The sequence below is a fragment of the Pseudomonas sp. MAG733B genome, from assembly GCF_036884845.1.
Taxonomy (GTDB): Bacteria; Pseudomonadota; Gammaproteobacteria; order Pseudomonadales; family Pseudomonadaceae; genus Aquipseudomonas.
The window spans coordinates 6,178,244-6,203,849 of the sequence record NZ_CP145732.1 but is presented as its reverse complement, the minus strand read 5'-3'; the positions used below and the strand labels follow the sequence as shown (position 1 = coordinate 6,203,849).

General features: G+C 60.0%; 23 protein-coding genes and 2 tRNA genes. 8 read left to right on the top strand and 17 right to left on the bottom strand.

Annotated features, from left to right (window positions below; translation table 11 throughout):
- Nucleotides 1–6: 6 nt before the first annotated feature.
- Nucleotides 7–1,839, bottom strand: coding sequence for a gamma-glutamyltransferase (gene ggt, locus V6Z53_RS28415; RefSeq protein ID WP_338583025.1), 1,833 nt, complete (start codon nucleotides 1,837–1,839; stop codon nucleotides 7–9).
- Nucleotides 1,840–2,005: 166 nt separating this feature from the next.
- Between ggt and V6Z53_RS28410 the strand changes: the two genes are divergently transcribed.
- Nucleotides 2,006–3,115, top strand: coding sequence for a DUF2817 domain-containing protein (locus tag V6Z53_RS28410; RefSeq protein ID WP_338583024.1), 1,110 nt, complete (start codon nucleotides 2,006–2,008; stop codon nucleotides 3,113–3,115).
- 99 nt (nucleotides 3,116–3,214) lie between these two features.
- On the opposite strand, the gene V6Z53_RS28405 is transcribed toward V6Z53_RS28410, so the two are convergent.
- Together V6Z53_RS28405 and V6Z53_RS28400 are read right to left on the bottom strand one after the other, a co-directional pair.
- Nucleotides 3,215–3,291 (bottom strand) — tRNA-Met (locus V6Z53_RS28405).
- A 116-nt stretch (nucleotides 3,292–3,407) separates the two neighbouring features.
- Complete coding sequence (locus tag V6Z53_RS28400; protein ID WP_338583022.1) at nucleotides 3,408–5,465, bottom strand: methyl-accepting chemotaxis protein; 2,058 nt, start codon at nucleotides 5,463–5,465, stop codon at nucleotides 3,408–3,410.
- A 331-nt stretch (nucleotides 5,466–5,796) separates the two neighbouring features.
- Here V6Z53_RS28400 and V6Z53_RS28395 point away from each other — a divergent pair, with 331 nt between their 5' ends.
- Nucleotides 5,797–7,014 (top strand): MFS transporter, encoded by a 1,218-nt coding sequence (locus V6Z53_RS28395; RefSeq protein ID WP_338583021.1) that lies wholly within the window; start codon nucleotides 5,797–5,799, stop codon nucleotides 7,012–7,014.
- Nucleotides 7,015–7,202: 188 nt separating this feature from the next.
- On the opposite strand, the gene ychF is transcribed toward V6Z53_RS28395, so the two are convergent.
- The 8 genes from ychF to V6Z53_RS28355 all read right to left on the bottom strand — a co-directional run bounded on the left by ychF (nucleotide 7,203) and on the right by V6Z53_RS28355 (nucleotide 14,123).
- Nucleotides 7,203–8,303: a redox-regulated ATPase YchF gene (ychF, locus tag V6Z53_RS28390; protein ID WP_056726278.1), complete on the bottom strand. Its 1,101-nt coding sequence runs from the start codon at nucleotides 8,301–8,303 to the stop codon at nucleotides 7,203–7,205.
- A 22-nt stretch (nucleotides 8,304–8,325) separates the two neighbouring features.
- Nucleotides 8,326–8,910: an aminoacyl-tRNA hydrolase gene (gene pth, locus V6Z53_RS28385; protein ID WP_008037207.1), complete on the bottom strand. Its 585-nt coding sequence runs from the start codon at nucleotides 8,908–8,910 to the stop codon at nucleotides 8,326–8,328.
- 170 nt (nucleotides 8,911–9,080) lie between these two features.
- On the bottom strand, nucleotides 9,081–9,683 hold the full coding sequence (locus V6Z53_RS28380; protein WP_338583020.1) for a 50S ribosomal protein L25/general stress protein Ctc: 603 nt from the start codon (nucleotides 9,681–9,683) through the stop codon (nucleotides 9,081–9,083).
- 142 nt (nucleotides 9,684–9,825) lie between these two features.
- Nucleotides 9,826–10,767 carry a ribose-phosphate pyrophosphokinase gene (locus V6Z53_RS28375; protein ID WP_003171603.1) on the bottom strand — a complete coding sequence of 314 codons (942 nt, stop codon included), beginning with the start codon at nucleotides 10,765–10,767 and terminating at the stop codon, nucleotides 9,826–9,828.
- 45 nt (nucleotides 10,768–10,812) lie between these two features.
- Nucleotides 10,813–10,887, bottom strand: a tRNA-Gln gene (locus V6Z53_RS28370).
- Between the two features lie 36 nt (nucleotides 10,888–10,923).
- The gene (gene ispE, locus V6Z53_RS28365) at nucleotides 10,924–11,775 is read right to left on the bottom strand and encodes a 4-(cytidine 5'-diphospho)-2-C-methyl-D-erythritol kinase (protein WP_338583018.1); all 852 of its coding nucleotides are present in this window, start codon (nucleotides 11,773–11,775) and stop codon (nucleotides 10,924–10,926) included.
- A 1-nt stretch (nucleotide 11,776) separates the two neighbouring features.
- Nucleotides 11,777–12,394, bottom strand: a complete 618-nt coding sequence (gene lolB / locus V6Z53_RS28360) for a lipoprotein insertase outer membrane protein LolB (RefSeq protein WP_338583017.1) — start codon at nucleotides 12,392–12,394, stop codon at nucleotides 11,777–11,779.
- A 4-nt stretch (nucleotides 12,395–12,398) separates the two neighbouring features.
- Complete coding sequence (locus V6Z53_RS28355) at nucleotides 12,399–14,123, bottom strand: tetratricopeptide repeat protein (RefSeq protein ID WP_338583016.1); 1,725 nt, start codon at nucleotides 14,121–14,123, stop codon at nucleotides 12,399–12,401.
- A gap of 212 nt (nucleotides 14,124–14,335) precedes the next feature.
- On the opposite strand from V6Z53_RS28355, the gene hemA reads away from it, so the two are divergent.
- The 6 genes from hemA (at nucleotide 14,336) to V6Z53_RS28325 (ending at nucleotide 19,708) form a co-directional block, all read left to right on the top strand.
- On the top strand, nucleotides 14,336–15,625 hold the full coding sequence (hemA, locus tag V6Z53_RS28350) for a glutamyl-tRNA reductase (protein WP_338583015.1): 1,290 nt from the start codon (nucleotides 14,336–14,338) through the stop codon (nucleotides 15,623–15,625).
- Nucleotides 15,622–16,704: a peptide chain release factor 1 gene (gene prfA / locus V6Z53_RS28345; protein ID WP_338583014.1), complete on the top strand. Its 1,083-nt coding sequence runs from the start codon at nucleotides 15,622–15,624 to the stop codon at nucleotides 16,702–16,704. The genes hemA and prfA overlap by 4 nt, the downstream gene beginning before the upstream one ends.
- Entirely contained in the window at nucleotides 16,705–17,535 is an 831-nt protein-coding gene (gene prmC / locus V6Z53_RS28340; protein WP_338583012.1) for a peptide chain release factor N(5)-glutamine methyltransferase, read from the top strand.
- Nucleotides 17,529–18,284: a molybdopterin-synthase adenylyltransferase MoeB gene (locus V6Z53_RS28335; RefSeq protein ID WP_338583011.1), complete on the top strand. Its 756-nt coding sequence runs from the start codon at nucleotides 17,529–17,531 to the stop codon at nucleotides 18,282–18,284. Before prmC ends, V6Z53_RS28335 begins: the two co-directional genes overlap by 7 nt.
- Nucleotides 18,277–19,068 (top strand): glutamate racemase, encoded by a 792-nt coding sequence (murI, locus tag V6Z53_RS28330; RefSeq protein ID WP_338583009.1) that lies wholly within the window; start codon nucleotides 18,277–18,279, stop codon nucleotides 19,066–19,068. Before V6Z53_RS28335 ends, murI begins: the two co-directional genes overlap by 8 nt.
- Nucleotides 19,069–19,189: 121 nt before the next feature.
- Complete coding sequence (locus V6Z53_RS28325) at nucleotides 19,190–19,708, top strand: acyloxyacyl hydrolase (RefSeq protein WP_338583008.1); 519 nt, start codon at nucleotides 19,190–19,192, stop codon at nucleotides 19,706–19,708.
- Nucleotides 19,709–19,840: 132 nt separating this feature from the next.
- Here the strand turns inward: V6Z53_RS28325 and V6Z53_RS28320 are convergent, their stop codons facing one another.
- From V6Z53_RS28320 to V6Z53_RS28295, 6 genes are all read right to left on the bottom strand, one after another.
- Nucleotides 19,841–20,146 carry a YkgJ family cysteine cluster protein gene (locus tag V6Z53_RS28320; RefSeq protein WP_338583007.1) on the bottom strand — a complete coding sequence of 102 codons (306 nt, stop codon included), beginning with the start codon at nucleotides 20,144–20,146 and terminating at the stop codon, nucleotides 19,841–19,843.
- Nucleotides 20,147–20,213: 67 nt separating this feature from the next.
- Nucleotides 20,214–20,981, bottom strand: a complete 768-nt coding sequence (locus tag V6Z53_RS28315; RefSeq protein WP_338583006.1) for an SDR family oxidoreductase — start codon at nucleotides 20,979–20,981, stop codon at nucleotides 20,214–20,216.
- A gap of 114 nt (nucleotides 20,982–21,095) precedes the next feature.
- Nucleotides 21,096–22,541 carry a deoxyribodipyrimidine photo-lyase gene (gene phrB, locus V6Z53_RS28310; RefSeq protein ID WP_338583005.1) on the bottom strand — a complete coding sequence of 482 codons (1,446 nt, stop codon included), beginning with the start codon at nucleotides 22,539–22,541 and terminating at the stop codon, nucleotides 21,096–21,098.
- Nucleotides 22,542–22,554: 13 nt separating this feature from the next.
- Nucleotides 22,555–23,496 (bottom strand): MerR family transcriptional regulator, encoded by a 942-nt coding sequence (locus V6Z53_RS28305; protein ID WP_338583003.1) that lies wholly within the window; start codon nucleotides 23,494–23,496, stop codon nucleotides 22,555–22,557.
- Nucleotides 23,496–24,455, bottom strand: a complete 960-nt coding sequence (locus V6Z53_RS28300) for a DUF523 and DUF1722 domain-containing protein (protein WP_338583002.1) — start codon at nucleotides 24,453–24,455, stop codon at nucleotides 23,496–23,498. Before V6Z53_RS28300 ends, V6Z53_RS28305 begins: the two co-directional genes overlap by 1 nt.
- 160 nt (nucleotides 24,456–24,615) lie before the next feature.
- A complete protein-coding gene (locus V6Z53_RS28295; RefSeq protein WP_338583000.1) occupies nucleotides 24,616–25,602 on the bottom strand; it encodes an NAD(P)/FAD-dependent oxidoreductase in 987 nt (328 codons plus the stop codon).
- Nucleotides 25,603–25,606 lie beyond the last annotated feature (4 nt).

Below are 25,606 nucleotides of genomic sequence, written 5' to 3'. Positions count from 1 at the left end.
TACTGTTCAATCCCCCAGCGCTTCCCCTTCACGCCTAGGATCGGCCCCACCCGCCAGCGACGCATTCCCTTGCGCATCCTTGACCCGAACAATCGCCTGGGTGCCGCTGGTCATGTCGATTTCGCTCACGCTGTGGCCTTTGTCCTTCAGTGCCTGGATCAGTGCCGGGCTGAACTGGCCGCGTTCCAGTTCGGTGGGGCCGTTGCGGCTGCCGAAGTTGGGCAGGTTGATCGCCGTTTGCGCATCGAGGTTCCAGTCGAGCAGGCCGACGGTGGATTTGGCGACGTATTCGATGATTTGCGAGCCGCCGGGTGAGCCGACGCTGGCGACGAATTCGCCGCTTTGGCGGTCGAAGATCAGCGTTGGGGCCATGGACGATCGTGGGCGTTTGCCCGGCTCGACGCGGTTGGCGACTTTCTGGCCGTTCTCTTCGGGGATGAACGAGAAGTCGGTCATCTCGTTGTTGAGCAGAAAGCCCTGCACCATCACGTGCGAGCCGAAGGCAGATTCGATGGTGGTGGTCATGGATACTGCGCCGCCCTGGTCATCGACGGCCACTACTTGCGAGGTTGATATACGCAGCGGCGAGCGGTCTGGTGCGTAAGCCACTTGAATGCCCGGAGGCGTGCCCGGTTGGGCCGTGCCCATGCTGCGCTCACCGATCAGGGCGGCGCGGCTGGCCAGGTAAGTCGGGTCTACCAGGCCTTTCACGGGCACCGGCACAAAGTCGGTATCGGCCACGTATTGCGCGCGGTCGGCATAGGCCAAGCGCTCGGCTTCCGATATCAGGTGCACAGCGGCGGGAGTGGGTTCGATGCCGGCGGGAGCGTCGGTTTTGACCGGCTTCATCGGTGCCAGGGCCAAGCGCTTATCGCGCATCTCCAGGGCTTGCAGGGTGCCGAGGATTTGCGCCACGGCAATCCCGCCCGATGACGGCGGCGGCATGCCGCACACCTGCCAGCGTTTGTAATCGGTACACAGGGGCGCGCGCTCCTTGGCGCTGTAGTGGGCGAGATCGGTTAGCGACAGGCTGCCGGGGTTGGCGTGGCCCTGAACCTTGGCGACGATTTCCTGCGCGACAGGGCCTTTGTACAACGCGTCCGGCCCTTCCTTGGCAATGCGTTGGAACAACGCGGCCAGCGCCGGATTCTTCAGCAGGGTGCCGCTGGCTTTCGGGCTGCCGTCGGCATTCAGGAAGTAAGCCATCATCTCCGGCGAGCGAGCCATGGACCTGTCCGAGGCGATCAACCCGTGCAGGCGTGGCGAGATGGCGAAACCTTGCTCGGCGAGTTTGATCGCCGGCTCGAACAGTTGCGCCCATGGCAGGCGCCCGTGTTGTTGATGAGCAAGTTCAAGGGCGCGCAACACGCCCGGTGTTCCCACCGAGCGACCACCGATCTGCGCCTGGGTGAACGCCATCGGTTGTCCGTCGGCTTGCAGGAAAAGCTTCTCGGTGGCACCGGCGGGTGCTGTTTCGCGACCGTCGTAGGTACGCACTTTTTTACCGTCCCACAGCACAATCAGCGCACCACCGCCGATGCCCGACGATTGCGGTTCGACCAGCGTCAACACGGCTTGCATCGCAATCGCCGCATCGATGGCCGAACCGCCGCGACGCAGCATCTCGCGCCCGGCCTCGGCTGCCAGCGGGTTGGCGGCTGCGGCCATGTGTTTTGTGGCATGTCGGGTCTGCAGGTCGGTGCGATAACCGGAAGCGCTCTCCGGCGCGAGGGGCAGCGTCGGGGCCGAAGCGTTGTGGCAGGCGCCGAGGGTTAACGCAGCAGCGACCAGCGCGATGGCGGACGCACGATGGCGGCTCAAGTGGAAGGCTGAGAACACGCGGGGCACTCCATCCGTGAGGTAAATGTATCGGGGACTTTATCGGCCACCACCGAGTGACGCAAACCGGGTCCCACGACAAAGACGCTTTGGTCCTTCATCAACGGGCGGAATTTCTGTAGGGTCATTGCCAACAGGCAAGCCAAAAGATCAACAAGAGGCAGACATGCAGACCGAGTTCCCGACCCAGCCCAGCTACCGCTCCCAGCGTGAACAATTCCTTGCGGCGGCGACTGCGGCCGGGGCGACACTGACCGAGTATCCGCACCCGCTCAAAGGGCCGTTCGGCGAGCCCTTGAGTACCGATGTCGCGGTGCTTGGCAATCCTGGCGCCAAACGCCTGCTGATCGCGCTGAGCGGCACCCATGGCGTCGAGGGCTTCTATGGTTCGGGGTGTCAGATCAAGTGGTTGCAGGAGTTGGGCAAGCGCACGCTGCCGGCCGATGTCGCCGTAGTGATGATCCATGCCATCAACCCTTGGGGCATGGCGTGGTTGCGGCGGGTCAACGAAGACAATATCGACCTGAACCGCAATCATCTGAACTTCCAGCGTTCGTTGCCGGATAACCAGGCTTACAACACGCTGCATGCAATCTATGCCTGCACGCAGTTGCGAGGCCCCGAGCGTGATCGCGCCGATGCCTTGCTCGATGAGCAGATTCAACAGCACGGTTGGCCAGCGGTCATGTCGATTGTCGAAGGCGGGCAACATGCTCACGCCGATGGACTGTTTTACGGCGGGCTGGCGCCGAGCTGGTCGAACCGCACGCTGCACCAGATCATGCAAAAGCACGTGGTCCATGCCGACGCCGCCATGTGCTTCGACTTGCACACCGGTGCCGGCGAGTACGGGCATCCGATGTTGCTGACCATCACCGAGTCTGCATATCCGGCGTTGCTGGATGCGCAGGCGATCTATGGTCCGTGGCTCTACAGCTTGCAAACAGGCGCCGACACCGTGAGCGAAACCGGTGTGGCGGCGACGGCCACCGGCTACACCTCGCAGGCGCTGCTCGATGCCTTGCCGCAGGTGCGGTTGATGCCGTTTGTCATTGAGTGCGGAACATATCCGGGACCGGCCGTGCATCGGCATTTGCGCGATGATCACTGGTTGCATCTGCATGGCAATCCAAGCGATGCGAAAGGGCGTGAGATCAAGCTGAATCTGCTGGAGCAGTTCTATCCGGCTGATAGCGATTGGCAGGCGATGGTCTGGCTGCGGACCTGGCAGATTTGGGAGAGGGCGTTGTCGGCATTACCGACAGTTCGGGTCTGATCGACGAGCGTCTGCGGTTCAGGGATTCCTGTAACCGCAGCGCACTTTTCTCGAGGCATAAAAAAACGGCCTACCTTTCGGTAAGCCGTTTTTAGTACTTGGTGGCTACACAGGGACTTGAACCCCGGACCCCAGCATTATGAATGCTATGCTCTAACCAACTGAGCTATGTAGCCAAGTGGCGCGCATTATTCACCGGTAATGCAGATGCGTCAAGCGTAAATCTAAAATATTTCTCTACACTTTCAACCGCTTATCCTCCTGAGCCGAAAAACCGGCCCGGAGGAGGGCGTCAATTGAGCTGAAATCTGCCGGTATTGGCACTCAAGGCCTTGCTGCCCTGGCTCAAGGTGTCTGCCGCGAGGTTCACGGCCCGTGCGCCTTCGAGCAAGCGAACCGCCGCCTGATCGACTTGCTGGATGTTGCCGCTGACTTCGTCGGCGGTGCTCGCCTGTTCGTCGACGGCCGTGGCGATCTGCGCCAGGGTGTCGGTGACGCCCTGCACGGCGCTGGCAATTTCTCCCAAGCGTTCACCGAGACCGGTGACGGCTTGCGCGTCGGATTGTGCCTGGCCGCACGCCGCCTCCATCAGGCTGACCGCTTCGTTCACCGTACTGCGCAGGCTGTCGACCGTGCCAGCGATCTGGGCGGTCGAGGACTGAGTACGTTGCGACAGGCTGCGCACTTCGTCGGCCACCACTGCAAAACCGCGTCCCTGTTCACCGGCACGGGCCGCCTCGATGGCGGCGTTGAGCGCCAACAGGTTGGTCTGCTCGGCGACGCCGCGGATGGTGTCGACCACCAGTTGGATTTGCTGCCCTTGTTCGCTGACGCGCCCGAGGGCTGCGGCGGTGTCGTTCAAGCGCTGATTGAGCTGCTGGATGCTGGCTGTCGTGCGTTGGCTGTCACGGCTGCTGTCGGCAGCAATGCGCTGGGTGTGCTGAGCGCTGCCAGAGGCCCGTTCGCAGCTCTGGGCCACGCCTTGGGAGGTGGCCGCCAATTGCGTCGCTGCTGCGGCGATCTGGCTGATCTGCAATTGCTGGGCTTCGACTTCGCCGAGGGCGTCGCTGGAGTGATGATTGAGGGTTTGCACCGCATTGCTCAGTTGCAGGGTCTCGTGATCCACGCCGAGCAAACTGGTGCGTAGTTGCACCACGGCCACATTCAGGGCTGTGCTGATGGCTGCCAGCTCGTCCCGGCCTTGGACCGGCGCTTGCAGGCTCAGGTTGCCATCGCGCAGGGCTTCGGCCAGCAGGGTAATGCCGCTGGCGCTACGGCGAATCGATGCCTGCAAACAGATGAACAGGTACAGCGCGGCCAGTAGCAGGCAACCGAACACAGTCGCCACCACAATGAACTGCCGGATCGCTGAGTCATGGTAGTAATCCAGGCGCTGATCCAACGACTCCAGCGATTGCTGGCGCAACGCGGCGAGGTTGGCGAGCAGGCCATCCAGGCTGCGCTCGAAGTCTTCCGGCTTCAGGTTGATGCTGCCGCCGAACACGCCGTCATCCAGGACCTTCAGGCCTGAGTCGAGCTGCTTGAGGCTGTCATGGTATTGGCCGGCCCAGGTTTGCAGGGCGCTAGGCAATCGCGCTTCGAGCAATCCTGCGGTTTTCACCAACTGCTCCCTGGCGTCGCCAATGCGGCTGCGCAGATCGCGCAATTGCAGACGACTTTGCAAGGTGAACTGCCCGGACACGACCGAGGCCTGCCCGACCGCTGCGAGGCGACCGACGCGCTCGATCAGGTCCGGAGCGTGCTGGGTGGAGATCTGGGTCAGCAAGTACGTTTCCAGCCACGGCGCCAGTGTCAGGCGATTGTCCATGGCGATCTGTTCGCGCAACGCTTGCAGGGCAGTCAGGGCGTTGGTGAAACGGTCGTAGCCATCCGGCCACCAACCGACGCTGCTCAGGCTTTTCGAATCGAGGCCGTTGAGGGCGGTTTGCAGGGCTTGATAGCGGGCCAGGGTTTCATCCTTGGCTTCGTCTTTTTGCAGCGCTGTGCCGAGGTCTGAAGCCGCTTGGGCAACGGCGGGCTGGACGGCATCGAAGGCAGCCATGGCGGCGAGGGTGGCGGGTGTCGGTTGGCGATTGGTTTCGGTTGCACGCCAGCGTGCGGCGCGATCGCGTTGGGCCGACAGGAGGTTATCCAGCGCATCGAGGGCTAGCAATTGACGAACCCCGGCTCGTTCGCCGGAGATCAGGTTCAATTTGTCGCGATAGTCCTGGCCGATCATCCACAAACTGCCGGCCAGTGGCAGGATGAACAGCAGAAACAACAACTGGAATTTGCGGGCAAAGCCAAAACGCCCCAGCAGTCCGATCCCCGGTGATAAAAAAGCCTGCATGCCCCATGACTCCTATAGACACCACGCACCAATGGCGTGCATCGAGGTTCTCTCGAACCCGATTCGTGCCCCTTAAAAGGCCTCGAAAGTTCACCCTCGTCAGCTCTGTAGGCCGACTCTGTAGCGAAACTTCCCATTCTCGGTCCCCTTTGTAAGGGGGCCGCGTTGAAGCGGATAAGCAAGGCAAGATTCAGACCATGGCTTTGCGCTATCACGGTTTTGACGATGAAAATCGAGGTCGTTAGCAGGCTAAGGGGATGGCGCTCGCGCACCTAAAAATGGCACATTGGCGCACCTGCCGCTTGCACCCATCTGTTGTATGGAAAACCCCATGGCTATCAGCAATACCCAGACCGGCTCCGTGCCGGCGTCCGCTACGCCTCAAAGCAGCCCATTGGTCATGCGCATCATCGGCGCGGTGGCGCTGGCGCATTTGATCAACGACCTGATTCAATCGGTGCTGCCGTCGATCTACCCGATGCTCAAGGCCAATTATGGCCTGACGTTTACGCAGGTCGGGTTGATCACCCTGACGTTTCAACTGACGGCTTCGCTGTTGCAGCCGTGGGTCGGTTATCACACCGACCGTCATCCGAAGCCGTGGTTATTGCCGGCGGGCACTGTCTGCACGTTGGTCGGGATTGTGATGATGTCGGTAGTCGGCAGCTTCCCGATGATCCTGCTGGCGGCGGGGCTGATCGGCATCGGTTCTTCGACGTTCCACCCGGAAGCTTCGCGCGTGGCGCGACTGGCCTCGGGCGGTCGCTTCGGGCTGGCGCAATCGACCTTCCAGGTCGGCGGCAACGCAGGCTCGGCATTCGGCCCGTTGTTGGCGGCGGCGATCATCATTCCCTACGGCCAAGGCAATGTGGCGTGGTTCGGTTTGTTCGCGGTGTTTGCGTTGTTCGTGCTGTACCGGATCAGCCGCTGGTACGCCAATCACCTGAACCTGTTCAAGCTCAAGCAAGGCCAGGCCGCGACTCACGGATTATCCAAGGGGCGAGTGGTTAGTGCGTTGGTGGTGCTCGGGTTGCTGGTGTTTTCCAAGTACTTTTACATGTCCAGCCTCACCAGTTACTTCACCTTCTACCTGATCGAGAAGTTCGACCTGTCGGTGGCCAGTTCGCAGTTGCATCTGTTCCTGTTTCTCGGCGCGGTGGCGGCGGGGACGTTCTTCGGTGGGCCGATCGGCGATAAAATCGGGCGTAAGGCGGTGATCTGGTTCTCGATCCTCGGCGTGGCGCCGTTCACGCTGTTGCTGCCGCATGTCGACCTGTTCTGGACCAGCATTCTCAGCGTGGTCATCGGCTTTATCCTCGCTTCAGCTTTTTCGGCGATCGTGGTTTATGCGCAGGAACTGGTGCCGGGCAATGTCGGCATGATCGCCGGGGTGTTCTTCGGTTTGATGTTCGGCTTCGGCGGAATTGGGGCTGCGTTGCTCGGGCATCTGGCGGACATTCACGGCATCGAGTACGTGTACTACCTGTGTTCGTTCCTGCCGTTGTTCGGGGTGCTGGCGATCTTCCTGCCGCGAACCAAAAAGGCCTGACTCAATACAAATCCCTCTGTGGGAGCGGGCTTGCTCGCGAAGAGGGCGTGTCAGTCAGTACAACTGTAAATGACACACCGCCTTCGCGAGCAAGCCCGCTCCCACAGGGGTTCGGTGGTGTGGCGGATGATTGTTTCAGGCACAAAAAAGCCGCGTATCAAACGCGGCTTTTTCTTGGGCGCTACGGCTTACACGTTGAAGCGGAAGTGCATCACGTCGCCGTCTTTAACGATGTAGTCCTTGCCTTCCAGGCGCCATTTACCGGCTTCCTTGGTACCGGCTTCGCCCTTGTACTGGATGAAGTCGTTGTAGGCGATCACTTCGGCGCGGATGAAGCCTTTCTCGAAGTCGGTGTGGATCACGCCAGCGGCTTGTGGTGCGGTGGCACCGACGCGGACGGTCCAGGCGCGGACTTCTTCGACACCGGCGGTGAAGTAGGTCTGCAAGTGCAGCATTTCGTAGCCGGCGCGGATCACGCGGTTCAGGCCAGGCTCTTCGAGGCCCAGGGCTTCGAGGAACATGTCTTTCTCTTCGCCGTCATCGAGCTCGGCGATTTCCGCTTCGATCTTGTTGCAGACCGGAACAACCATGGCGCCTTCTTCTTCGGCGATGGCACGGACCACGTCCAGGTGCGGGTTGTTCTCGAAACCGTCTTCAGCGACGTTGGCGATGTACATGACCGGTTTGGTGGTCAGCAGGTGGAAGCCCTTGATCACCGCTTTTTCGTCGGTGCCCATGTTCTTCATCAGGCTGCGCGCAGGCTTGCCTTCGGTGAAGTGAGCGATCAACTGCTCCAGCAGGCCTTTCTGGACGACGGCGTCCTTGTCACCGCCCTTGGCGTTGCGCGCGACTTTCTGCAGTTGCTTCTCGCAGCTGTCGAGGTCGGCGAAGATCAGTTCCAGGTCGATGATTTCGATGTCGCGTTTCGGGTCGACGCTGTTGGAGACGTGAATCACGTTCTCGTCTTCAAAGCAGCGGACCACGTGGGCGATGGCATCGGTTTCACGGATGTTGGCCAGGAATTTGTTGCCCAGGCCTTCACCTTTCGACGCGCCGGCAACCAGGCCCGCGATGTCGACGAATTCCATGGTGGTCGGCAGGATGCGCTTTGGATTGACGATGGCTGCCAGGGCGTCCAGGCGCGGGTCCGGCATCGGCACGATACCGCTGTTGGGTTCGATGGTGCAGAAGGGGAAGTTCTCGGCCGCGATACCGGATTTGGTCAGGGCGTTGAACAGGGTGGACTTGCCGACGTTAGGCAGGCCGACGATGCCGCAATTGAATCCCATGGTGTTTCCCCTCGGATAAGAGTCAGGCCTTCTGGCTGTGCAGGTTTTTCATCGCGCGGTTCCATTCCCCGGCGAGGATATCCGGCAGCACGCCGAGGGCAAAGTCGATGCTGGCATCGAGTTTTTCCTGTTCGGCGCGTGGCGCACGACCCAGGACGAAATTTGAAACCATACTGGCAACGCCCGGGTGGCCAATGCCAAGCCGTAGGCGGTAGAACGTATTCTGATTGCCCAGTTGCGCAATGATGTCGCGCAACCCGTTGTGACCGCCATGGCCGCCGCCCTGCTTGAGCTTGGCAACGCCCGGAGGCAGATCGAGTTCGTCATGCGCCACGAGGATTTCTTCAGGCTTGATGCGGAAGAAACCTGCAAGGGCCGCCACGGCCTGGCCGCTGCGGTTCATGTACGTGGTGGGAATCAGCAGACGAACATCCTGACCCTGATGCGAGTAACGCCCGGTCAGGCCGAAATATTTGCGATCGGCCACAAGGTTTACGCCCTGTGCGTTCGCGATGCGCTCAACAAAAAGGGCCCCTGCGTTATGCCGGGTCTGTTCGTATTCAGCGCCTGGATTTCCCAGGCCAACGATCAGTTTGATGGCAGTCACGATAGGGGCCCTTCCTTGGAGTGGTGGATAACATCGCCGCAATCAGGGAGTGCGGCGAAAGTGGAAGAAAAATGCTCATTTACCATAGATGTAAACTCCGCGTTCTCGCCCGCTTTCTCGCTACGCTCTAGTCCGCGATGTTTCCGGTCACTCCGGCGAACAGAGTAAAATTACTCTGCTGCGCCTTCTTCGGTAGCTTCTGGAGCAACACGTGGAGCGTGGACGTTGGCAACAGCCTTGTCATCGCCGTGTGCCAGAGCCACGAACTCAACGCCTTTAGGGGCTTTGAGGTCGGACAGGTGAATGATCGAACCGATTTCGGCGTTAGCCAGGTCGACTTCGATGAACTCAGGCAGGTCCTTCGGCAGGCAGGAAACTTCGATTTCCGAAGTAACGTGCGAGATTTCGCCGCCTTTCTTGGTCGGTGCTTCTTCGTTGATGAAGTGCACTGGAACGATAGCGGTCAGTTTCTGGCCAGCTACTACGCGTACGAAGTCAGCGTGCATCACGTGGCCTTTGGCCGGGTGACGCTGCAGGGCTTTGATCACGACGTTCTGCTTGGTGCCACCAACGTTCAGCTCGATGATGTGGCTGTAAGCCGCTTCGTTTTCGAGCAGTTTGGCAACTTCTTTGGCCAGCATGCTGATGGATTCAGGGGCTTTTTCGCCACCGTAAACTACAGCTGGAACCAGGGCGGCGAGACGACGCAGGCGGCGGCTCGCACCTTTCCCCAGGTCGGAACGCACTTCAGCATTCAGGGTAAAATCGTTCATGTTGTATCTCCAAAATAACCACACTCGCCCCAGCGTTTGCGACCAGCGCTAAAGGCGATATGGGCAAAAAAGCCCCGCCCCGACAGGAATGCCGGGGCGGGGCGCTTTTCGTCAACGAAACATTTCGAGAAGGGCAGGGCCCTTAGCGGAACATCGCGCTGATCGATTCTTCATTGCTGATGCGGCGGACCGCCTCGGCAACTACCGGTGCGATATCCAGTTGACGGATACGCGCACAGGCTTGTGCTGCAGCGGACAGAGGGATGGTGTTAGTGACCACCAACTCGTCCAGCACGGAATTTTCAATGTTTTCGATCGCCCGACCCGACAGCACAGGGTGCGTGCAGTAGGCGAAAACCTTGGCAGCGCCATGCTCTTTCAAGGCCTTTGCCGCGTGGCACAGGGTGCCGGCGGTATCGACCATGTCATCGACCAGAATACAGGTACGCCCTTCGACATCACCGATGATATGCATCACTTCAGAGTGATTGGCTTTCTCACGGCGTTTGTCGATGATCCCGAGATCCACGCCCAGGGATTTGGCAACGGCACGTGCACGCACGACGCCACCAATGTCCGGGGACACGATCATCAGGTTTTCGAAGCGCTGATCTTCAATGTCATCCACCAGAACCGGGGAGCCGTAGATGTTATCTACCGGAATATCGAAGAAACCCTGGATTTGGTCAGCATGCAGATCAACCGTGAGAACACGGTCGATGCCGACTACGGTAAGCATGTCAGCAACGACTTTCGCGCTGATAGCCACACGTGCGGAACGCGGACGGCGATCCTGACGGGCATAACCAAAGTAAGGAATAACAGCAGTAATACGAGTAGCCGAGGAGCGGCGGAAGGCATCAGCCATCACTACCAGTTCCATCAGGTTATCGTTGGTCGGAGCGCAAGTCGGCTGGATAATGAAAACGTCTTTACCGCGAACGTTTTCATTGATCTCGGCTGTAATTTCGCCGTCGGAGAACTTACCGACAGAGATGTCACCGAGAGGGATATGCAGCTGACGTACGACACGCCGAGCCAGATCGGGGTTAGCATTCCCCGTAAAGACCATCATCTTGGACACGCGCAGTACCTAGAGGCTGAGGGTAACCTGGATGAGTATAGAAAATGGCAGGGGCGGCTGGATTCGAACCAACGCATGGCAGGATCAAAACCTGCTGCCTTACCGCTTGGCGACGCCCCTGTATCTGTTGCAACGATTACCCAGTAATCGGTTCCTTTAGAGCAGACTTTGCAGCTTGCGATGCAACATCGAAATGTTGCTTCCTTTTGCTACAAACCCTGTAAGGGTCTCTGTAAGAAGGGCCGAGACTTTATCAGCTTCAGCTTTGCTTGGGAAGCCCCCAAACACACAACTTCCAGTTCCGGTGAGTTTTGCTTCGGTAAATTTACCTAGCAAATTCAAAGCGTTACGTACCTCTGGATAACGCCTTGTTACCACCGGCAAGCAGTCATTACGACTGTTTCCCTTGGGAACGGGGCGCACTTTAATGGGAGGCGTGTTACGTGTCAACAACGGATCGGAAAAAATTTCTGCCGTACTTACAGAGACTTGCGGCACGAGCACGAGATACCACGGTTCCTCGGGGTCAACGGGTGTCAGTTTCTCCCCGACACCCTCGGCGAAAGCCGCATGACCGCGCACGAAAACCGGGACATCGGCGCCCAGCGTCAGGCCCAGTGTGGCCAGCCGATCCTCGTCCCAGGCCAGTTGCCAGAGATGATTGAGGCCGAGCAAGGTTGTCGCAGCGTTAGAACTGCCGCCGCCAATCCCGCCGCCCATGGGCAGGATTTTTTCAATCCAGATATCGATACCGAGCGAACAACCGGATTGCTCCTGAAGCTTTTTCGCGGCCCTGACGATCAGATTGCTGTCGTGGGGAACGCCTTCGAATTCGGTGTGCAGGCGAATGACACCGTCATCGCGCACGGCGAAAGTGATTTCGTCGCCGTAGTCGAGAAACTGAAACATCGTCTGCAACTCGTGGTAGCCGTCTTCACGGCGACCCAGAATGTGCAGCATCAAATTGAGTTTGGCCGGCGAGGGCAGGGTCAGGCGAGTAGCCGGCATGTCATTGCCCCAGCTTGCGCGGTTGCCAGGCCTTGATCACCAGCGTGACATCAAGGTTGGTGCCGTGGAGTTTGATCCGCTCGGGCAACCAGTAACCGTTTTGTTCGGTATAGGCGGTGTATTCGACCTGCCAACCGTCCTGTTCGAGACTGGCCAAACGGCTGTCGCCATCCAGCGTCAGGCGGCTTTTGCTGTCGGGAGCGGGGAGCCCGCGGACCCACCACGCCAGGTTGGCAACCGGCAGTTTCCAACCCATTTGCTCTTCAAGCAGAGCATCCGGAGAGGCCGCTTCGTAGCGCCCCTGATTGGCGACTTCCAGCGAAACTTTGCCCGGACGCCCGGTCAGGCGTGCCGCGCCGCGACCCAATGGGCCGGACAGGCGGATGTCGTAGTAATCCTGGCGCTGCAACCAGAACAGCGTGCCGCTGCCCGAGTCTTTTGGCGCGCGAATGCCGATCTTGCCGTCGATCTGCCAGCCGTCGAGGTTGGACAGTTGCTGCTTGTGCTCGCGCCATTGGGCGGGGTTGCCGTGACCCTCGACCGATTCGCGGGCACCGAAGCCCGCGCAACCGGCGAGCAGGGCGATGAAGCTGAAAACGATGATGTGGCGCAAAAACATAATCTTAAAGAGTCTCTGATCCGGTCAGGCGCTTGATAGTGCTGCGCAGGGTTGGGCTGTCGGGTTGTTCCTTGAGGAACTTGCTCCAGATTTGCTTGGCTTCGCGTTGCTTGCCGTTGGCCCACAGGACTTCGCCCAGATGCGCGGCGACTTCCTGGTCGGGGAAACGCTCCAGCGCCTTACGCAGCAGGCGTTCGGCTTCGTCGAGGTTGCCCATGCGGAAATTCACCCAGCCGAGGCTGTCGAGAACTGCCGGGTCTTCCGGGTTGATCTGGTGCGCCTGTTCGATCAGGGCCTTGGCTTCAACGTAGCGTGTGGTGCGGTCGGACAAGGTATAGCCGAGAGCGTTCAGCGCCATGGCATTGTCCGGGTCGCGCTTGATGATCAGGCGCAGGTCTTTTTCCATCTGCGCCAGGTCATTGCGTTTTTCCGCCTGCATCGCACGGGTATAAAGCAGGTTCAGGTCGTCCGGGTACTTTTGCAGCGCTTGCTGCAGTACGGTCCAGGCCTTGTCGGGCTGGTTGTTGGCGGACAGGGTTTCGGCTTCGATCAGGTACAGCTGGATCGCGTAGTCCGGTTGCTCGTCGCGCTCGGCTGCCAGTTTGCGCTGGGCTTCGGCGGTCTTGCCGTTGTTCATCAGGATATCGGCCTGACGCAATTGTGCCGGCAGGTAGTCATTGCCCGGGCCGACCTGGCCGTACTCGATCAGCGCACCTTGTGGATCGTTGCGCTCTTCGGCGATGCGCCCGAGGTTCAAGTGCGCGGAGTCAACGTGGCTTTCCCGGGCGAGCAGGTCTTCCAGGTAGCCCTTGGCCTCGGTCCAGGCCTTGGCTTCCAGGCAAACGAGCGCCAGCGAATAACGCAGTTCGTCGTCATCCGGGTATTGCTGCACCAGGCTCGAGAACTCGGCTTTGGCGTCATCCATGCGGTCCTGTTCAACCAGCATGCGCGCGTAAGTCAGGCGCAAGCGTTTGTCGTCCGGGTACTTCTTGATGCTTTTTTGCAGCAGCGGCAAGGCTTCATCGCCGCGATCAAGGGATTGCAGCAGGCGGGCGCGCAGGAGGATCGGGGCAATTTCGCCGTCGTCCGGCGGATTGTCTTCCAGTAGCGCCAGTGCACCTTTGGAGTCGCCGTCCTGTTGCATCAGCAGGGCCTTGCCGAAAATCAGCTGGCCGTTGTTCGGGTGGCGCTGCAACAGCCGGTCGAAACTCTTCATCAAGCCGTTGCGTGTGTCCTGGTCGGTGTCGGCGGCGGACAGTGCGAGGAAGTCGAAATGCGTGTCGCCCTTGCCTTGCAGGACTTTTTCCATATAGACCATGGAGTCGTCGTAGCGACCGGCGCGTGCCAGTTGCACGGCTGCGGCCCGTTGCGCCTCAAGGTCGTCCGGGGCGTTTTTCGCCCAGATCAGCGCGGTGTCCAGGGCGGCCTGATCGGCGCCCAGGTATTCGGCGATACGGAATGCCCGCTCGGAGATGCCCGGATCCTGGGTGTTGATGGCCTGGGTCACGTAGTTGTCCAGGGCAATGTCGAAACGATTGCGCTGGCCAGCCAGTTCCGCGCTCAGCAGGCTGAAGACGGTGTCTTCACTGAATGAGCTGTAAACCTTGGGCTTTTCAGGTGCCGGAGTGCTGTCTTCAGCCGGAGAGGTACCGTCCGGCGACACGGGTGCCATGGCCTGGCAGCCGCTGAGGAAGACAAAAGCGAGGAGCAACGCGGAAGATCTATTCATATAGGAAGAGGACGACTAACCTGCGGTCGGATCATCATGACACAAGCCTTGGGCCAAACATAACCGGCCCGGCAATTTACCCGCATGCCAGGTAAACGAGAAGCGATCTCAATCTGTAGTGCTTCCTACAGGGGCGATAGATATCGAGTAGTTGTTCTCGATCTGACGAAGTAGGACAATTGCCGGCTTCACGTCACCACCAGCGACTTTGAATGGCCTTCCTTGCACTCGGTATTAACCACAAGACTGCTTCAGTAGACGTCCGCGAGCGCGTGGCCTTTACCCCTGAGCAGCTGGTTGAGGCCTTGCAGCAGCTCTGCCGACTCACCGACAGCCGCGAAGCTGCGATCCTCTCCACCTGCAATCGCAGTGAACTCTATATAGAACAGGATCACCTGTCGGCGGATATCGTGCTGCGCTGGCTGGCCGATTATCATCATTTGAGCCTCGAAGAGCTGCGCCAAAGCGCTTATGTGCACGAAGATGATGCGGCAGTTCGTCACATGATGCGCGTCGCCTCCGGGCTCGACTCGCTGGTGTTGGGCGAGCCGCAGATTCTCGGCCAGATGAAATCCGCCTACGCCGTGGCGCGCGAAGCCGGGACCATCGGGCCATTGCTCGGGCGCTTGTTCCAGGCCACGTTCAATGCCGCCAAGCAAGTGCGCACCGACACCGCCATTGGTGAAAACCCGGTGTCCGTGGCGTTTGCCGCGGTTAGCCTGGCGAAACAGATTTTCAGCGATTTGCAGCGCAGTCAGGCCTTGTTGATCGGCGCCGGCGAGACCATCACCCTGGTCGCCCGCCATCTGCATGACCTCGGCGTCAAGCGCATCGTGGTTGCCAACCGCACGCTGGAACGCGCCAGCATTCTGGCCGAGCAATTTGGCGCCCATGCGGTGCTGCTGTCGGACATTCCGGCCGAACTGGTACGCAGCGACATCGTCATCAGCTCCACTGCCAGCCAACTGCCGATTCTGGGCAAAGGCGCGGTGGAAAGTGCGCTGAAGCTGCGCAAGCACAAGCCGATCTTCATGGTCGATATCGCCGTTCCGCGCGACATCGAGCCTGAAGTCGGCGAGTTGGACGACGTTTACCTGTATAGCGTCGACGATCTCCACGAAGTGGTCGCCGAGAACCTCAAGAGCCGTCAAGGCGCAGCGCAAGCCGCTGAAGAGATGGTCTCGGTCGGCGCCGAAGACTTCATGGTCCGCCTGCGCGAATTGGCGGCGGTCGACGTGCTCAAGGCCTATCGTCAACAGAGCGAACGCCTGCGTGACGAAGAATTGCAAAAAGCCCAGCGCCTGCTGGCCAACGGCAGCAGCGCCGAAGACGTGCTGGTGCAATTGGCGCGTGGCCTGACCAATAAACTGTTGCACGCACCAAGCGTGCAACTGAAAAAGCTCTCTGCCGAAGGTCGCCTCGATGCGCTGGCGATGGCCCAGGAACTCTTTGCCCTCAACGAGGGCTCATCGGAAAGCTTTTCGGATAAGAAACCGCAATGAAAGCGTCACTGCTCAATAAGCTGGACATCCTCCAGGACCGTTTCGAGGAATTGACCGCCCTGCTTGGCGATGGCGAGGTCATTTCCGATCAGAACAAATTCCGCACCTATTCCAAGGAATACGCGGAAGTCGAGCCGATCGTCGAAACCTATAAACAGCTGCTCAAAGTGCAAGGCGACCTCGAAGGCGCCCAGGCACTGCTCAAGGACAGCGACCCGGACATGCGCGAAATGGCCGTGGAAGAAGTCCGCGAAGCCAAGGAGCGCCTGGTCGAACTGGAAGCCAGCCTGCAACGCATGCTGCTGCCCAAGGACCCGAACGACGGACGCAACGTGTTCCTCGAAATCCGCGCCGGCACCGGTGGTGACGAAGCGGCGATTTTCTCCGGCGACCTGTTCCGCATGTATTCGCGTTACGCCGAGCGTCGTGGCTGGCGCGTGGAGATTCTCTCGGAAAACGAGGGTGAACACGGCGGCTATAAAGAAGTGATTGCCCGGGTTGAAGGCGACAACGTCTACGGCAAGCTGAAATTCGAGTCCGGTGCCCACCGCGTACAACGGGTTCCTGCGACAGAATCCCAAGGTCGTATCCACACCTCGGCCTGCACCGTGGCGGTACTGCCCGAGCCGGACGAGCAGGAAGCGATCGAAATCAACCCGGCGGACTTGCGGGTCGACACCTACCGTTCCTCCGGTGCCGGCGGTCAGCACGTCAACAAGACCGACTCGGCGATTCGTATCACGCACTTGCCGTCCGGCATCGTGGTCGAGTGTCAGGAAGAGCGTTCGCAGCACAAAAACCGCGCCCGGGCGATGTCCTGGCTGTCGGCCAAGCTCAACGACCAGCAAACCAGCGCCGCAGCCAACGCCATCGCCAGCGAGCGTAAATTGCTGGTGGGTTCCGGTGACCGCTCCGAGCGGATCCGCACCTACAACTTTGCCCAGGGCCGGGTCACCGACCATCGGGTCAACCTGACGCTGTATTCCCTCGACGAAATCCTCGCCGGTGGCGTCGATGCGGTGATCGAGCCGTTGTTGGCCGAGTACCAGGCCGATCAACTCGCGGCGATAGGTGAGTAAATGACGATCATTGCCAGTTTGTTGCGCGCCGCCGATTTGCCCGACTCGCCCACGGCGCGTCTGGATGCCGAATTGTTGCTGGCGGCGGCGTTGGGCAAGTCCCGCAGCTTTTTGCACACTTGGCCGGAGCGCATCGTGCCAAGCGAAGCGGCGCTGACTTTCGCCGAGTATTTGCAGCGTCGTCGCGGTGGTGAGCCGGTGGCCTACATTCTGGGGCAGCAAGGGTTCTGGAAGCTCGATCTGGAAGTGGCGCCGCACACACTGATTCCGCGCCCGGACACCGAGTTGCTGGTGGAAGCCGCACTTGAACTGCTGCCCGCAACGCCCGCAAAAGTGCTTGATCTGGGCACCGGCAGCGGCGCCATCGCCTTGGCCTTGGCTAGCGAGCGTCCAGCGTGGAAAGTCACTGCCGTGGACCGCGTGCTGGAAGCGGTGGCCCTGGCCGAGCGCAATCGCCGGCGTCTGCATCTGAACAACGCCACGGTGCTGAGCAGTCACTGGTTCAGCGCATTGGAGGGTCAGCGTTTTCAACTGATCATCAGCAATCCGCCATACATCGCCGCTGCCGATCCACACCTGGTGGAAGGTGACGTGCGCTTCGAACCGGCCAGCGCTTTAGTGGCTGGGGTAGACGGGCTCGACGATCTACGCTTGATCGTCGCCCAGGCGCCGGATCATCTTGAGGCCGGTGGCTGGCTGATGCTCGAACACGGTTACGATCAGGCCGAGGCGGTGCGCGATCTGCTGCTGACCCGCGGCTTTGAAGAAGTCCACAGCCGCACGGATCTGGGCGGCCATCAACGCATCAGTCTGGGACGCCTGACATGCTGAATGACCAGGAATTGCTGCGCTACAGCCGGCAGATTCTGTTGCAGCACATCGATATCGACGGTCAGCTGCGATTGAAAGAAAGCCGCGTGCTGATCGTCGGTCTTGGCGGCCTCGGTGCGCCGGTGGCGCTTTATCTGGCGGCAGCGGGCGTTGGCGAGTTGCATCTGGCGGACTTTGACACGGTCGATCTGACCAACCTGCAACGCCAGATCATCCACGACACCGACAGCGTCGGCATGACCAAGGTCGATTCGGCAATCAAACGCCTGACAGCAATCAACCCCGAGATTCAACTGGTCGCCCATCGCACGGCGCTGGATGAAGATTCCCTGGCCGCTGCCGTGGCCGGGGTGGATCTGGTTCTCGACTGTTCCGATAATTTCTCTACCCGTGAAGCGGTTAACGCTGCGTGCGTGGGTGCGGGCAAGCCGCTGGTCAGCGGTGCGGCGATTCGTCTTGAAGGGCAATTGTCGGTGTTCGACCCGCGCCGTGCGGAGAGCCCGTGCTACCACTGTTTATACGGGCACGGCAGCGATGCCGAATTGACTTGCAGCGAGGCCGGTGTTGTCGGTCCGTTGGTGGGATTGGTTGGCAGTTTGCAAGCGCTCGAAGCGCTGAAGCTGCTGGCCGGTTTCGGCGAGCCGCTGGTGGGGCGCCTGTTGCTGATCGATGCGCTGGGCTCGCGTTTCCGTGAGCTGCGGGTCAAGCGTGATCCGAAATGCAGCGTTTGTGGGCCAAAGCATGCGTGAAGCGCCGATCGGCGTGTTCGACTCCGGCGTCGGTGGGCTTTCGGTGCTGGCCGAGATCCAGCGTTTGTTGCCCAACGAATCCCTGCTGTACGTCGCCGATTGCGGGAACATTCCCTACGGCGAGAAAACCCCGGAATTTATCCAACAGCGTTGCAGCGTGATGGCCGATTTTTTTCATCGCCAAGGCGCCAAGGCCTTGGTATTGGCCTGCAACACGGCAACGGTTGCAGGCGTTGCCGACTTGCGCCGCGATTACCCCGAATGGCCCATCGTCGGCATGGAGCCGGCAGTCAAACCGGCCGCCGCCGCAACTCGCAGTGGCGTGGTCGGCGTGCTGGCCACCACCGGCACGTTGCAGAGTGCCAAGTTCGCCGCGCTGCTCGACCGGTTCGCCACGGATGTGCGAGTCATTACCCAGCCTTGCCCCGGGTTGGTCGAGCTGATTGAAAACGGCGATCTGCGCAGTCCTGCGCTGCGCCGGTTGCTCGAAAGTTACGTCGGGCCGCTGCTCGGCGCAGGCGCTGACACCATCATCCTGGGCTGCACCCATTACCCTTTCCTCAAGCCGCTGCTCAAGCAGATGATCCCCGATGACATCAGCCTGATCGACACCGGCGCCGCGGTCGCGCGTCAACTTCAGCGCCTTTTGGCCGAGCGCGAATTGCTCGCCGATGGGCCTGCTCGCCCTGCGCAGTTCTGGAGCAGTGCCGATCCGGTTCATTTCGCAAATATATTGCCGATATTGTGGAATAACGCTGGGGTTGTGCGAAGCTTCGAAGGGTAGTCAACTCTTGCTGGGGTTTTTAAAAATCGGGGTGAACTTCTGATAAATCGCCGACTTCTATAGCTGTGAGTGTCGAGCAACAAAAATACCAAACGAAATCGTTCGGAAAAGGAAGTTTCTAATGAAGCGACTATTCTGTTTGGCCGCGATTGCGGCTGCGTTGATGGGGCACAGTTTCACTGCACAGGCGGCAGGCGTGGAATTCGCGGTCGGTCAGACCGGCGAGTCGACCATGACTTATCGCCTGGGCTTGCAATTCGATTGGGATCAAAGTTGGTGGCAGACCGACGTCGGTCGATTGACCGGTTATTGGAGCGGTGCTTACACCTATTGGGAGGGTGACAAGACCTCCGGCAACAACAGCCTGTCGTTCTCACCCGTGCTGGTTTACGAGTTTGCCGGCCAGAACGTAAAACCTTATGTAGAGCTTGGGGTTGGCGTGGCTTTGTTTTCCGACACCGAAATCGAAAACAACGATCTCGGAAGTTCGTTTCAGTTCGAAGACCGTTTTGGTGTTGGCCTGCGCTTTGCGGGCGGACATGAAGTCGGGATTCGTGCGACTCACTATTCCAATGCCGGGATCAGCAGCCCAAACAATGGGATAGAAAGTTACGCGTTGCATTACACGATGCCGTTGTAAGTACACAGCAAAACCAATGTGGGAGCGGGCTTGCTCGCGAAAGCGGAGTACCAGTCAACTTGGATGTTGAATGTTGATTCGCTTTCGCGAGCAAGCCCGCTCCCACATTTGGTATTCAGTGTCACTTCAACTTCAGCGATACGCCGTCGAAATCCCTTGGCGCTCATCTATGCATTCAGGTGCGCCCATCTCGAACTCCCGGCAAATCAGCGGGCGTTTTTCGTAGATGGTGCACATCATCGTGTCGCGATCCAGCGCGGCGCACCAACCGTCATCCAGGCGCAGCATGACTTCCCCGCCCCAATCGTCGGTATCGATGTACCGCTCGGGCACGCCCGTGTCGGTGATCAGCATGACTTCGAGTTGGCAGCAACAGGCTGCGCAAGTCGAGCAGGTGACTGCCGGCTCAGCGATTTGTGTGTGGGGAATGGTTTTCATGGCGCGCAGTGTAAGGCAGTCGGCCAGTGCTGTGTGAAAGCACTGACGGACGCTCAATGCCCGGCGGTTAGTCCTCTATCGGCGGGCTGCTGCGTGAACCGAGCGTCGGTTCCACCCGATCAGGAAAATCCGACATCGGCCACAGGGCCGTCACGAACATTCCAGCAAACGTGATCTCCAGCGGACGGCTTCCCAGTTTCGCGAAGATATGCCGCGCCGCTTTATCCGCCGGCCAGTTCATAGGCATCGACATTTCATCTTTTGCCGGCAGTGGAGTGTCGACAGCGCCGGGACTGACCACGGTGACCTCGATGCCTTCCGAAGCCACATCGATGCGCATGGACTCGAACAGGTAGCGCAGGCCGGCTCGCGAACGGCCATTGGCCTCTGCGCGGGGCAATGGCAGATAAGTCACCGAGCTCGCCATGCCGACCAGATGCGGTGCGATACCGGCTCGCAGCAACGGCAGCGCGGCTTCGACGCAATAGCTGCTGGCAAGCAGATTGGTGCGCACCACGTGCTCGACGATCGAGGCATCGATCTGTTTGGCATCCACGTATTCACAAGTGCCGGCATTGAGAATCACCGTGTCCAGTGAGCCCCAGTCCTCGGCGATCTGTTCGCCAATTTCACGTACGGTCTGGCTGTTGGTCAGGTCGCCCGCCAGCACCAGCACTTGCCCGGGATAACGTTGGGACAAGGCTTTCAGTGGTGCCGCTGAACGTGAACTGACGGCCAGGTGCGCGCCGGTTTTCAGTATTTCTTCTGCCAGTGCGGCGCCAATGCCGTTGCTCGCTCCGGTCAGCCAGTACCTTCGTGGAGGCGTAAGACTCATCCCGTTCTCCTTTTCAGCCCGACAATTGTCTGGCCCCATAAATGTAGAAGTTCATAGAGCATTTCTGCGGTAATAAAAAACGGGTGGTAATCGGAGCGCGCCAGGTAAAGGAAACTACTCATGGTCGCCTCCGGCTCTCTGTCGTGACGGCAGGTCCTTGAACGCTGCAAGGGCTCTGGCGCGTGAGGTGTTCAGGTCAACGATAGGTGGCGGATAGTCCGGTGCGCTGAACAAGTCGCCGAGATGCGCCGGGTTGTGCACTTGTTTTTTGTTCAGCCCGGCCAGTTCCGGCAACCAATGTTTGATGAACACGCCTTCGGCATCGAACTTTTCCGACTGACTCAAGGGATTGAAGATCCGGAAGTAGGGCGCCGAGTCGGTACCGGTGGACGAACTCCATTGCCAGCCGCCGTTGTTTGCCGCGAGGTCGCCATCGATCAGGTGACGCATGAAGAAGCGTTCGCCCTCACGCCAGTCGATCAGCAGGTTTTTGGTCAGGAACATCGCCACCACCATGCGCAAGCGATTGTGCATCCAGCCGGTTTCGAGCAGTTGGCGCATGGCCGCGTCGATAATCGGCAAACCGGTACGGGCCTGCTGCCAGGCAGCGAGTTCCTCGGGTGCGTCGCGCCAAGCCAGGGCCTCGGTTTCCGGGCGAAAAGCACGGTGCCGGGACACCTTTGGGTAGCCCACCAGAATGTGTTTATAGAACTCGCGCCACAGCAGTTCATTGATCCAGGTCACGGCGCCGACCTTGCCGCTCTCGAATTCGCCCTGATTGCTTTGCAGCGCGGCGTGCAAGCACTGGCGCGGGGAAATCACCCCGGCGGCGAGGTAGGCCGAGAGTTGGCTGGTGCCGGGTTTCGCCGGGAAGTCCCGCTCGCTTTGGTAGTAGTCGATCTGGGCGTCGACGAAGGTGTCGAGGCGACGCCGGGCTTCGGCTTCCCCGGCCGGCCAGAGTGCGCGAAGGCTGTCGGTAGGTGGGGCGAAACCTTTGATCCGGGTCGGGACTTCATCACTGGCGATGCTCAGCGGCGCTTGCTTCATCGGAGCGCTGACAAGACGTGGCAGTGACCGGTGCAAGCGTTCGTAACAGACCTTGCGGAACTGACTGAAGACCTGAAAGTACGTGCCGGTTCTGGTCAGCACGCTGCCCGGCTTGAACAGCAACTGATCGAGATAGCTATGAACGCCGATGTCCTGAGCATTCAGTGTTTCGGCCACCGCTGCATCCCTGCGGCTTTCGTGGATGCCGTATTCCTCATTGAAGTGCACGGCCTCGATGTTCAGCGCGTGACAAAGATCCAACAGCACTTTCGGTGCTTCATCCCAGTGCGGTGCCTCGCGGATCAACAGGGGAATGTTCAGCTCGCCCAACGCGTGCTTCAGTTCGTGGAGGTTGCGCAGCCAGAAGTCGACTTTGCACGGGGCGTCGTCGTGTTCCAGCCATTGTTGCGGACTCAACAGATACACCGCCACACACGGGCCAACCGCGGCGGCGGCCGAGAGGGCGGTGTTGTCGTGTACGCGCAGATCACTGCGCAGCCAGATCAATTGCATGTTGATGCCCACATTAAACAAGCCCGCACTGAACCAGGATCTGCTGAGCCGACAATGGGTCTTCGGCCAGGAACAGATCAGCAATTTCTGAAGTTTTGACGGACAACTCGATGTGGTGAATGCGCACCGTTGGTCCGACGATCATTTTTGGGCAACTGACGCCGTTGAAAAGTTTCGCCAGCTGCGAAAGGTTTATGGCTTTGCTGGAATACAGCAGTACGCCACGGGGTTGCAGGTGATCGACCGCCAGCGCCAGTTCGCCGACAGGCAGTGGCCAGTCGAATACTTCCACCGGGCAATCGGCGCTGCTGATCAGCCATGCGGTAAGCCACAGGTGAGGTTCCAGTGGAAGGTCCGAGTGGTTGATCAACAGCAGTGGCGCGGTGTGTAGCTGACGATTGTTATGGTAGATACGTGCACCGAATTTGCTGCGTAGCCAGGAGTAAAAAAACACACGCTCCAGCTGTGCGCCGAATTGGCCCTGCCAGCGTTGTTCCAGTTCGGCCAGGAGTGGCAGCAGAAGTTGTTCACACAAGGTTCGCGGCGGGTACAGCGCCATGACCTGGTTGACGCTATCGTCCAGCGTTCGCTCGTTCAATTGCATGACCGCCTGGAGCAACGCCTGGCGCTGCGGGTGCCAGTCATTTTCGACCTGTTCGCCAAAGGCTTGCGGGGTGTCGAGCAGTTGCTTGACCTGGCTGACGGCGACGCCGCGGTTGAGCCAGGTGAGGATCGTCAGGATGCGTTGCACATGCTCGGCCGAGAACAGTCGATGGCCCTTGGGTGTGCGCTGCGGCACGATCAGGCCATAACGCCGTTCCCAGGCGCGCAAGGTGATGGCGTTCACGCCGGTCTGGCGGGCCACTTCGCGAATCGGCAGCCAGCCTTCATCGAGCGCTTTCTTGAAGTCACTGCCCAGGTCTTCACTGGCGCTGCTATCGAGTGCGGCTTTCATCAGATTGCGTTTCGCAGGCTGAGATTCTCCGGGTGCGGTTGCAGGTAGACCTGCTGCGCAATGTACGGATCCGGATGTTGGCGAAAGTGGTGCTTGAGCAGGGTCAGTGGCACCACCAGCGGCACGATGCCGTGACGGTACTGGCCGATGACGCGCTGCACTTCCTGCTTGTCTTCAGCGCTGATCGCTCGTTTGAGATAACCGCTGATGTGTTGCAGGACATTAGTGTGGGTGCGCCGTGTGGCGCACTTTTTCAGGGCGGCCATCAGCTCGCTGAAATAGCGCGGGCCAAGTTCCTGCGGATCGGTGTCGCCCATATTGCCCAGCAGTGCTCCCAGGGTTTTGTATTGCACCGGATTGTGGGCCATCAACAGGTATTTGTAGCGCGAATGGAAATCCGTGAGGCCGCGACGACTCAAGCCTTGTTGCAGCAATTGCTGCCAGGCGCCATAGGCGAAAACGCGGGTGAGGAAGTTTTCCCGCAGCACCGGGTCGTTGAGCCGGCCGTCTTCTTCCACCGGCAAATCAGGATGCAAGTCGCAGAAGGCACGGGCATAGATGCCCTGGCCACCGCCATCGAGCGGTGCACCGTTGGCATGGTAGACCTTGACTCGCTCCAGGCCACAGGACGGGGATTTCTGCATGAAGATGTAGCCGCAGATATCGTCCAGTTCCGCCGCCATTTGTCGACCGTAGGCGGCCAGTGGCCGGTTGACGTTGAGCTGGTGATCTACTGTGCCGACGGCGTCGGGCTGATCCGGATCACCCACCAGCCGTATCGGCTGGCGCGGAATGCCCAGGCCGATGGCGACTTCCGGGCAGACCGGCACGAAATCGAAGTAATCAGTAAGGATGCGGCTGCACAGTTGCGAGGTCTTGTGCCCGCCGTTGTAGCGCACCTCGGCCCCCATCAGGCAGGCGCTGATGGCGATTTTCGGTTTGGCGGTAAGCAGCGGCATGGAAGGCACCTCGAATCAAAAAAATCTGTACAGAGCATCAGCGCTGTACAACATAACTTGATCTTAGATTCGAAGCTATACAAGTCAAATTTTATGTATAAGTTTTTTTGCCGGGCTGCTGTCTAGTTCGACAGCAGCAATTCTCTAGACCTGATGCCGGTCACTGCAAGTGCTCATGCAGGCGGCGGGCGGCTTCCTGGCCGCTGAGCCAGGCCCCTTCGACACGTCCCGACAGGCACCAGTCGCCACACGCATACAGGCCCAGATCGGCATCGGCCAGCGTGCCCCATTCATGGCTGCTGGCAGGGCGGGCATAGAGCCAGCGATGGGCGAGACTGAAAGTCGGTGCGGGCATGGAGTCGTGCAGCATTTCGGCGAACGCACCGTGCAACTGTTCGATCACCGCTTCTTTTGGCAGGTCGATGTGCTGGCGGCTCCAGGCGCTGGTGGCGTGCAGCACCCAGGTGTCGAGGGTGTTGTCGCGGCCGGGTTTGCTGCGGTTGCGCGCCAGCCAGTCCAGCGGGCTGTCTTGCACGAAGCAACCTTCCATGGGTGTATCCAGTGGGGTTTCGAACGCCAGCGCCACGGCCCAGGTGGGGTCCATTTTCACCCCGGCGGCGGCCCCGGCGAGCTTCGGCGCGGAGGCCAGCAGGGCGGTGGCTTGCGGAGCCGGCGTGGCGATCACGACGTGACTGAACGGCCCATGGGTGAAGCCTTCGGCATCCTGCAGATGCCAGTGTTCTTCACCGCGATAGACCTCGGTGATCCGACAGGCGAAATGCACTTCGAGATCGCCAAGCAGGGCGCGGGTGATCGCACTCATGCGCGGCGTACCGACCCAACGGGTCTGTTCGTCCGGCGACAGGCTGAGTTGGCCACCATGGAAGGTGTACAGCTGCGGCGTCCATTCGGCCACCCAGCCGTTGGCTTGCCAGCGCTGGACTTCGGTGACGAAGCGGCGGTCGCGGGCGGTGAAATATTGCGCGCCCATGTCCAGCGCTCCCGCATCGCTGCGCTTGCTCGACATGCGTCCGCCACTGCCGCGGCTTTTGTCAAAAAGTTGCACGACATGCCCCAGCTCAGTCAGGGCTTGTGCGGCTGAGAGTCCGGCGATGCCGGTGCCGATGATTGCGATAGGTACAGTCATAAGG